Genomic DNA, 6,651 nt, shown 5'->3' on the forward strand with positions numbered 1-6,651 from the left:
ATGATCAGACAGGTATTGAGACCATGGAGTTGTTTGGTATAAGAGATCTGCGGGAGCGGATGGGTGATCTCTCCCGTACTGCAGAAGCCGGAAAGCTTGCCGTGATTACCAGGCACGACAGACCCCTGATGGCAGGCATTCCGTTTAACGAGAGTTTATTTCAGGAAGGTGTCCATATCTGCCTGGCGGTCCATCTTTTTTCCCAGGGCGTCATTACTCCGGCAAAGGCCGCCAGAATGGCCGGATTACCTTTGGAATCCTTCTTTCGGAAACTGGGACACCTTGGGGTACCGGTGGTGGATTATGACCTGGACGAACTGGAGCAGGAGCTAAAAAACCTTGGAGGCTAACAGAAGACTGGCGCCGTATCGAAAAACGCCTTGACCTCGTTCCCACGGTCCCCGTGGGAATGCATGCATAGCCAGCCATAAACCTGAATTCAGTAGTTGAACGCTCTATTTTCTCCAAAGCCCTTGGGGCAAAGTATCAGGCGTCTTCTTGGGACTCACCTTTTGGTTGAATTCAGGATCGCCATACGGTTTTTGCCAGGGACTACGGCTATTGGCTGCAAGCCGCGTCCTGGTGAGAACGCTAAGATTTCCGAAAAAATCCGCATTCAACTGCGGGGTTCAGGTAACTGCTCATTTTTTACAGGAGAAATCGTAGGTTTTGACTTTTCGCTCACTATTTCACTGGGCTATAGCGACATTCTATCAGAATCTTCCTGTAAATTTTGAGCAGTTACGGGTTCAGGTTGAACAGAGTCGTCTCTCTCCATGAAGATACGGAAGATATGGTCTGAAGCGGTCGCCAGAGTTCTGCCATCGGGGCTGAGTTTGATGTGTCTTACACTGCTTTCATGCGGCAGCTTCTGCTGTTCCTTCAGGAGGCCTGCCTGATCAACGGTAAGGATGCAGGCACTGTTATCCTTGGAGACTATCAGGCGTTGCTGATCAGGGTAGATCTCTGGTCGTTGCCCAACATAATGTGTAACCTGATCCGACTTCACAAAGAGATCCTTCTCGTTAAGGGTATAAATAGTGGCGGTGTTATTCTTTTGGCTGGTTACCATCAGGTGGCGATCATTGCTGATGAAGCGGGTGAATATAATTTCAGCTAAATGCCGAATTTCCTGTTCTTTTATCCAACCGCCCGCCTTCTTACGAGTAAATATAAGGGAGCTGAGTCTATCATCAGTACAGAGTACCAAGCAGCTGCCATTGTGATTGAATCCGCCCATTATGTGATCGTAAGTTTCCGGAATCAGTTTATTAATCTCCCAGTTGCCCTTATCACAAACGAGGATATAGGAAAAACCTGACCTGGTAGCATACACTAGAGATTGGCTATCGGGGCTGAAAGCGCAGCCACCCATATTTCCTATAATATCAATTTTCCGGTGGGGCTCCCAAGTCTCTCTTTTTTTACCAAGCACATGGATATTGATTTTATGGGTGGAACTCGTCACCAGGGTGCAGCTATTGGGGCTAAAGTAGCTCTCAATAATCTCATCCACACCCTCACCCTTACTTATACTTATGAGTAACTGATCCTGGTTGGAACCTTCGAGCTTTCGGATCATGACCGATTTCTGCAACACGGTAAGCAGGAAGCGGTCATCAGGACTGAAGCGGATTGTTTTAATTGCATCCTGATACGTGTTCGAGATGCGCTTCAGAAAATTGTTTTGCTCATCACTGAAAAATAAGGTCCTCTTACTGATCCATCCCGTATCTGTAGGAGTAACATTGTAGGTTGCCAGGTGGTTATCGTGGCTGAAGCGTGAGGATCCAGGTTTGGCGTTCTTAATTAAAATATTGCTCAATTGATCTTCATGAAAATCGCAGACCAAGGCTTTATTATCTTGGGTCCCAATCACCAGTTTGCGGCTATCGGGGCTGAAATTGGGGGGGCATATAAATTTGTGTTGGTGTTCAATGCTGCCGGTGTTTAACCAGGTGTCATTCTTGGAAGTGAAGATTTTGACATTTTTGCCGGAGGCAATCGCCAAGTGGCGGCTATCGGGGCTGTATATGAGGTGGGAGATTATGACTGGAAAGAAATATTTTATCACCTCTTCCTTCTGCAGAATGTTTGCCGTTCTACTGCGCCATTGAGAGCCATGGACATCCTCAGACGGTCCTCTGGTGGTCTGATTTAAAGGTTTCCCGTTTTGCCCTTGGTGCCTCATAACCATCGGGGTCGGTGGTCGGCCAGCTACATTCATACAAGCTCCAATATTATCTATTATCTTAGAAGTACAATACGTAGACAGTTTTTCGAGGACTTAGTTCCCGTGCAGGGGAGTAGCTTCATACGAACGCCCGTTGTAATTATTCCTCAATATATTCCATTAACTATGACCTCGTTCCCACGCTCTGCGTGGGAATGCGTACCGCACCCGGTACAAACTAAGCAGCCGTGTGAAACTCCGGTACACCCAGGCAGTGTGAGGTTGTCCCTCGTTCTCACCCATTGCCTGTCAATTCAGACTACGGACTATCAGATGGCTCTGTGGCATACGGCAAGTTCCGTATGCATTCCCACGGGGACCGTGGGAACGAGCCAAGTTTGCCTTTTTGTTTCTGGCTGTCTCTTTTTGTTAACAGCAAAATAGCGGTTTTACTAAAACCATGTGAATTTACCCGAGCAGGACAAAACTTAAGTACTGATACTGATTGCGGAAATTGCTTATGTTGTAGTTATATTGCTATTGATTGACATCAATGCTTTTCAGAATCTGCGGGTTAAGCGGATTTTTTCTGGTTTATTTCAATAGATTTGGTGTTTGTGGTGATCAGCCATTAACATAAGCGATCATTTGATGGGCTGTCTGGCAGGTTCTTGTTACTTTCCCTGTTTATTATTTTTTCAAACCTGGAGCAGCTCGACTGATTTCGGAGCCGATTTGTATGCATGATATCGACCCTTTAGAAACCCGGGAATGGCTGGAAGCACTGGATTCCGTACTTGAGCAGGAAGGTGAAGACCGTGCGCACTTTCTGCTGACCCGTCTTTCCCAGCATGCCCGCGCCAAAGGTACTCAGCTGCCTTACGCCATTACTACACCGTATCGCAATACGATTCCACTGGAAAAAGAAGCCCGGATGCCCGGCGACCTGTTTATGGAGCGTCGAATTCGCTCTCTGGTTCGCTGGAATGCACTGGCCATGGTTATGCGCGCCAATAAGAAAGACAGCAGTCTGGGCGGGCATATCTCTTCTTTTGCTTCCAGTGCCACGCTTTATGATATTGGCTATAACTACTTCTTCCATGGCCATGAGAGTGACCGTGAAGGTGACCTGGTTTACTACCAGGGTCACGTGGCTCCGGGTATCTATTCCCGTGCTTTCCTGGAAGGCCGCCTGAGCGAAGATCAGCTGGATAACTTCCGTCAGGAAGTGGATGGCAATGGTCTTTCGTCCTACCCGCACCCTAAGCTAATGCCTGAGTTCTGGCAGTTTCCAACGGTTTCCATGGGTCTTGGCCCACTGCAGGCTATTTATCAGGCTCACTTCATGAAGTACCTGATCAACCGTAACATGGCTCCGGATCAGAACCGTAAGGTCTGGGCATTCCTGGGTGATGGTGAGATGGATGAGCCAGAATCCCTGGGTGCTATCTCTCTGGCCGGTCGTGAGAAGCTGGATAACCTGATCTTCGTGGTGAACTGTAACCTGCAGCGTCTGGATGGTCCGGTTCGTGGTAATGGCAAAATCATTCAGGAGCTGGAAGGTGTCTTCCGGGGTGCTGGCTGGAACGTTATTAAGGTGGTCTGGGGCCGTCACTGGGATCCACTGCTGGCTCAGGACAAACATGGCAAGCTTCAGGAAGTGATGGATAAAGCCGTTGATGGTGATTACCAGAACTGTAAGGCCAAGGGTGGCGGCTGGACTCGTGAGAACTTCTTTGGGCGTGACCCGGAATCTCTGAAGCTGGTTGAGCACTTATCCGATGATGATATCTGGCGTCTCAACCGTGGTGGTCACGATCCATACAAGATGTACGCGGCTTATCATGAAGCGGTTAACCATAATGGTCAGCCTACGGTAATCCTTGCCAAGACGGTTAAAGGTTACGGTACCGGTGCCACGGGTGAGGCTGCCAACATCAGCCATAACGTTAAGAAACTGCCCATTGAGGATCTGAAGCACTTCCGTGATCGTTTCGATCTGCCCATCAAAGACGATGACATTGAATCCCTGCCTTACTTCAAGCCAGACGCTGACAGCCCTGAAATGAAGTACATGCGCAAACGTCGGGAGAAACTGGGTGGTTTTATTCCCCAGCGTCGTCGTGAAACCGACATTAAGCTGGAAATGCCTGCACTGAGTGCTTTTGAAGCGGTGACGAAAGGCAGTGGCGAGCGTGAAATCTCCACAACGATGGCTTATGTCCGTATCCTGGGTGTTCTGGCCAAAGACAAGAGCCTTGGCAAGTACATTGTTCCGATCATTCCTGATGAAGCACGTACCTTTGGTATGGAAGGGATGTTCCGTCAGCTGGGCATATACTCTGCTGAAGGTCAGAACTATGAGCCGGTTGATTCCGATCAGGTCATGTTCTACAAGGAATCCAAGCAAGGTCAGATTATCGAAGCCGGTATTAACGAAGCGGGTGCTCATGCCGCGTGGATTGCTGCGGCAACGTCCTACAGCAACAACAACGTGCCGATGATTCCGTTCTATGCTTTCTACTCCATGTTTGGCTTCCAGCGTACCGGTGACCTGGCATGGGCTGCGGGAGATATTCAGGCTCGTGGTTTCCTGATTGGTGCTACGGCGGGTCGTACGACCCTGAACGGTGAAGGTCTGCAGCATCAGGATGGTCACAGCCATATTCTGGCCTCGACGGTACCTAACTGCGTCAGTTACGACCCGACCTATGGCTATGAAATGGCCGTTATCATTCAGCACGGCTTGCAGCGTATGTACGGCGATGGTGAGAATGTGTGGTACTACATTACTGCCATGAATGAAAACTACCGTCAGCCAGCGTTGCCAGAAGGTCCTGAAGTGATCGAAGGCATTCTCAAAGGTCTTTATAACGTTGAAGAAAACTCCCGTAACCAGGGGCTGAAAGTGCAGCTGATGGGTTGCGGTACTATCCTTCAGGAAGTTCGTGCAGCCGCCGACATTTTGCGTGATGAATTTAACGTTGAATCTGACATCTGGAGTGCCACCAGTTTCAATGAGCTGGCCCGTGATGGTAAGAATGCCAGACGTCACAATATGCTGAATCCGGAAGCTGAACCACAGGTCAGCTGGGTTGCGAAGCAACTGTCTGGCCGCAAAGGCCCCGTGATTGCTGCTTCTGACTACATGAGCCTCTATGCCAGCCAGATCCGTGAATTTGTTCCGGCGACATTTGTGACTCTGGGTACTGATGGTTTTGGTCGTTCCGATACCCGTGAACAGCTGCGTCGCTTCTTTGAAGTAGATCGTTACTTCGTCGTAGTCGCTGCCCTGTACGCGCTGGTTCAGGATGGTGAGCTGGAGGCTTCTGTTGTCAGTGCGGCCATCAAGAAGTTTGATATTGACCCAACCAGGGCTAACCCTCTGTACTGCTGAGTCTGGACCTGTAAATTGAATACTGGAAGGTATTAGGAATGAGTGACGAAATCATCAAGGTTCCAGACATCGGCAGTGGTGAAGCAGAAGTCATCGAAATCTGTGTAAAACCCGGCGATACGGTTTCTGCCGAGGACTCGCTGATTGTGCTGGAATCCGACAAGGCCACCATGGAAGTACCTGCACCTCGTGATGGTGTGGTCACTGAAGTGTTGCTGAAAGTGGGTGACAGTGTTGGCGAAGGCGTTGAAATGGTGAAGATGGCAGCGGCTGGTCAGCCGGCTGCTGCACCACCGGCAGAGCCAGCGAAAGCATCTGCACCAGCAGCGCCGGTAACTGAAGTAGCTCCGGCGCCCGCTGGTGGCTCAAGGATTGAATCCGTACGTGTACCTGATATTGGTGCAGAGAATGTACCGCTTATCGAAATCTGTGTCAGCGTTGGTGACACCGTAGCCCTGGAAGACTCACTGATTGTTCTTGAGTCTGACAAGGCCACCATGGAAGTGCCTTCTCCGGTAGAAGGTGTGGTGAAAGCCATTCACGTTAAGGAAGGTGATGCCCTGAATCAGGGTGATCTGGTGATTGACGTTGAAATCAATGGTGGTGCCGCTGCGCCAGCGCCAGCTCCCGTATCTGCATCTGCTGCACCCGCACCTGCAGTTGCCGCTCCTGCTGCACCTGCTCCACAGGCCGGCCCTCGTATTGAGAGGGTGACTGTACCGGATATTGGTGCAGAGAACGTTCCGGTTATTGAAGTCTGTGTCAGTGTTGGCGATCAGATCGAAGAAGAAGCTTCCCTGATTGTACTGGAGTCTGACAAGGCGACCATGGAAGTGCCTTCACCTTTCACGGGTGTGGTCAAAGCCATTGCTGTTAAGGAAGGCGATAGCCTGAATCAGGGTGACCTGATTCTGGATATTGAGGTGATGGGTGGGGCCGTAGTAACACCGGTTGCGAGTCCAGCTGCGACAGCTCCGGTAGCGGCTCCTCAAGAGGGCAGTGCGCCATCCCGTGCGCCGTCCGCTCCACCTCCTCGTGCTGAAGCGAACCCAATAGAGTTGGAACGCGTTAACCGTAACTA

At 50.1% G+C, this 6,651-nt stretch carries 4 protein-coding genes; 3 read left to right on the forward strand and 1 reads right to left on the reverse strand.

The genetic code is table 11. The features are described from left to right. The coding region (locus RM811_RS01865) for a UPF0175 family protein (RefSeq protein ID WP_402520211.1) at positions 1–350 on the forward strand (350 nt) is incomplete at its 5' end. A 347-nt stretch (positions 351–697) separates the two neighbouring features. Here RM811_RS01865 and RM811_RS01870 read toward each other — a convergent pair. Then, the gene (locus tag RM811_RS01870) at positions 698–2,074 is read right to left on the reverse strand and encodes a hypothetical protein (RefSeq protein WP_402520213.1); all 1,377 of its coding nucleotides are present in this window, start codon (positions 2,072–2,074) and stop codon (positions 698–700) included. Between the two features lie 838 nt (positions 2,075–2,912). Here RM811_RS01870 and aceE point away from each other — a divergent pair. Both aceE and RM811_RS01880 read left to right on the forward strand, forming a co-directional pair. Next, positions 2,913–5,570 carry a pyruvate dehydrogenase (acetyl-transferring), homodimeric type gene (gene aceE / locus RM811_RS01875; RefSeq protein ID WP_402520215.1) on the forward strand — a complete coding sequence of 886 codons (2,658 nt, stop codon included), beginning with the start codon at positions 2,913–2,915 and terminating at the stop codon, positions 5,568–5,570. Between the two features lie 38 nt (positions 5,571–5,608). Beyond that, on the forward strand, positions 5,609–6,651 hold a 1,043-nt coding region (locus tag RM811_RS01880), incomplete at its 3' end, for a biotin/lipoyl-containing protein (protein ID WP_402520217.1).

It is taken from the genome of Endozoicomonas sp., assembly GCF_031844845.1.
In the GTDB taxonomy this organism is placed as follows: Bacteria; Pseudomonadota; Gammaproteobacteria; order Pseudomonadales; family Endozoicomonadaceae; genus Endozoicomonas.

Bases quoted from the DNA above. Each gene is read 5' to 3' on its own strand.
- aceE (WP_402520215.1), top strand. From the start codon at position 2,913: ATGCATGATATCGACCCTTTAGAAACCCGGGAATGGCTGGAAGCACTG.